This is a genomic window from Streptomyces sp. NPDC043854 (assembly GCF_056436005.1).
Map to the genome: position 1 here is coordinate 1 of NZ_JBWKDK010000126.1, position 2915 is coordinate 2915.

Consider the following 2915-nt stretch of genomic DNA (forward strand, 5'->3'; position numbering starts at 1 on the left):
GCCACAAACCGCTCCGCAGTCAACCCCGGCCGCCGCACATACCCCCGCGCCAAACCCACCCCCGCCACATACAACTCACCCACCACCCCAGGCGGCACCAACCCCAACACCCCATCCAGCACATACACCCGCGCACCTGCGACCGGCTGCCCGAGGACCGGCTCCGCGCTGGTGTCGAGCCGCGTGCGCACCGCGTCCACGGTGCACTCGGTCGGCCCGTACATGTTGTAGGCCGCCAGTCCCTCCACAGCCCGCAGTTCCTCCCACAGCCGGTCCGGCAGGGCCTCGCCGCCGAGCACGGCCACGCTCGGCCGCCACCGCTCGTTCGTGAACAGGCCCCGGTCGGCCAGGACGCGCATGTAGGAGGGCGTGACATCGACGGAGTCGATCCGGTGCTGCACGAGCCATGCCGCGAACCGGGCCGCGTCCACCCAGGTGGCGGCGTCGGGCACATGGAGCTCGTGGCCGTCCATCAGGGCCGCCAACTGGCCCCATGAGGCGTCGAAGGACACCGAGGCGGTCAGCGCCACGCGCAGCCGACGCCCTCCGGTTCGCTCCACCGCCAGAGCGAAGACCTCCTCCCGGTACTGGAGGGCCGTGGCGGCCACGCTCATGTGCCGGGAGACGACCCCCTTGGGCTTCCCGGTCGAGCCCGACGTGTAGATCACGTACGCCGGATGGTCCGGCAGCAGCCCCGTGACCGGGTCGGAGGCCGAAAGCGCCCCGACCTTCGCGGTGGTCTCCGGCGCGTCGAGCAGCAGTCTGGGCGGATCGGCCCCGAAGTCGGCCGTGGCGGCTGTTGCCGTATCGCTCAGCAGCAGTACGGGACGGGCGTCGCCGACCATGGCGGCGACGCGCGCAGCCGGGTATTCCGGGTCCAGCGGGAGGTAGGCGGCACCGGCCTTGAGTACGGCGAGGATGGCCACGACCAGATCGGCGGAACGGGGCAAGGCCAGGGCGACGATGTCCTCGGTGCCCACGCCGCGGTCGGTGAGGGCGTGGGCGAGCCGATTGGCCCGTGCGTTCAGTTCGGCGTACGTCAGGGTGGCGTCGCCGGCGACCACCGCCACCGCGTCCGGAGCGGCCTGAACCCGGTCGGCGAAGAGTTCCGGGAGTGTCCGCGCGGGCGGCTCCGTCGGCGCGGACGGGCTGGGGCCGCCGAGCAAGCGCCGGCGCTCGTCGTCGGAGAGCACGTCGATGCGGCTGATCGGCCGGTCGGGGTCCCGCACGGCTGCCCTGAGCAGTCGCACGAAGCGCTCGGCCATGGTGTCGATCGTGGCGGGGTCGAACACGTCGGTGGCGTACCCGAACGCTCCCGTGAGTCCGAGGTACCCGCCGCTGTCCGAACGCCGTTCGGTGAGCGCGATGTCCAGGTCGAACTTGGCCGATCCGGTCGGCACCGACGCGGTGGAGACGTTCAGGCCGGGCAGCGTGCAGGCACCGGCGTCAGCGGTGTCGACGGAGAGCATGACGTGGAACAGGGGATGCCGGGCCGGCGACCGCACCGGGTTGAGGGCCTCCACAAGGTGCTCGAAAGGAAGGTCCTGGTGGGCGTAGGCGCCGAGCGCGGTCTCGCGGACCTGTTCCAGGAGCTCGGCGAAGGTGGGGTCGCCGGAGGTGTCCGTCCGCAGCACCAGGGTGTTGACGAAGAAGCCCACCAGGTCGTCCAGGGCCTGGTCCGTGCGTCCGGCGACGGGGATGCCGACGGGGATGTCGGTGCCGGCGCCCAGCTTGCCGAGCAGGGCGGCGAGGGCGGCGTGGAGCACCATGAGCATGCTCGTCCCCGTGCTGCGGGCCAGTTCGGCCAGCTGCGCGTGCAGCTCGCCGTCCAGCTCGAGGCCGATCGAAGCGCCGCGGTGCGAGGCCACGGCCGGCCGGGGCCGGTCGTAGGGGAGCGGGAGTTCTTCGGGGATGCCGGTGAGGTTCTTCGTCCAGTACGCGAGTTGGCGGGCGGCGAGGCTGTCGGGGTCGCCGGGGTCGCCGAGGAGGTGCTGCTGCCACAGCGTGTAGTCGGCGTACTGCACCGGCAGGGGCTGCCAGGACGGCTGCCCGCCCCGGCTGCGGGCCGCGTACGCGGTGGCCAGGTCACGCGTGAGCACCCCGACCGACCAGCCGTCGGCAGCGATGTGGTGCACCACGAGCAGGAGCACGTGCTCACCGGGCCCGACCGCGAACAGCTCGGCATGCACCGGCAGCTCCGCGGCCAGATCGAACGGATGCCGGGCGGCCTGCGCCAGCAGCCCGGGAAGACCCTCCTCGTCCGTATCGGTGACCGCAAGCACCGCGGACGTCCCGGACGGCGCGAGGACGTGCTGGCAGGCCACGCCACCGCTCTCCCGGAACACCGTCCGCAGGGCCTCGTGCCGGGCCGTCACATCGGCCAGCGCCCGCCCGAGCGCCGCACGGTCCAGATCACCGGTCAACCGCAACGCCAGGGGAATGTTGTACGTGGCACCCGGCCCCTCGAGCCGGTGGAGGAACCACAGCCGCCGCTGCGCGAACGACAGCGGCACCGGATCGGGCCGTTCTTGGGGAGTCAGAGCCGGCCGCGCCGTGACCGTGCTGTCCAAGCGGGTCGCCAGTGCGGCGACGGTGCGCGCCTCGAACATGTCACGCAACGCCAGTTCTGCACCAAGGGTGGTGCGGATGCGGCTGGTGAGCCGGGTGGCCAGCAGGGAGTGGCCCCCCAGGGCAAAGAAATCGTCATCGGCTCCCACCACCGGCACACCCAGCACCTCGGCGAACAAACCCGCAAGCACCTGCTCCTCAGGCGTACGCGGAGCCCGACCACCCCCCACACCCACCGAACCCTCCGCACCCGGCACAGGCAGCGCAGCCCGGTCCAGCTTCCCGTTCGGAGTCAGCGGCAACGCCTCCAGCACCACCACAGCCGAAGGCACCATGTAAGCCGGAAG

At 72.0% G+C, this 2915-nt stretch carries 1 protein-coding gene; it reads right to left on the reverse strand.

Annotated features, from left to right (window positions below; all coding sequences use genetic code 11):
* Positions 1-2915: condensation domain-containing protein (locus AC068A_RS37255; protein ID WP_478590734.1), on the reverse strand; the 2915-nt coding region annotated here is incomplete at both ends.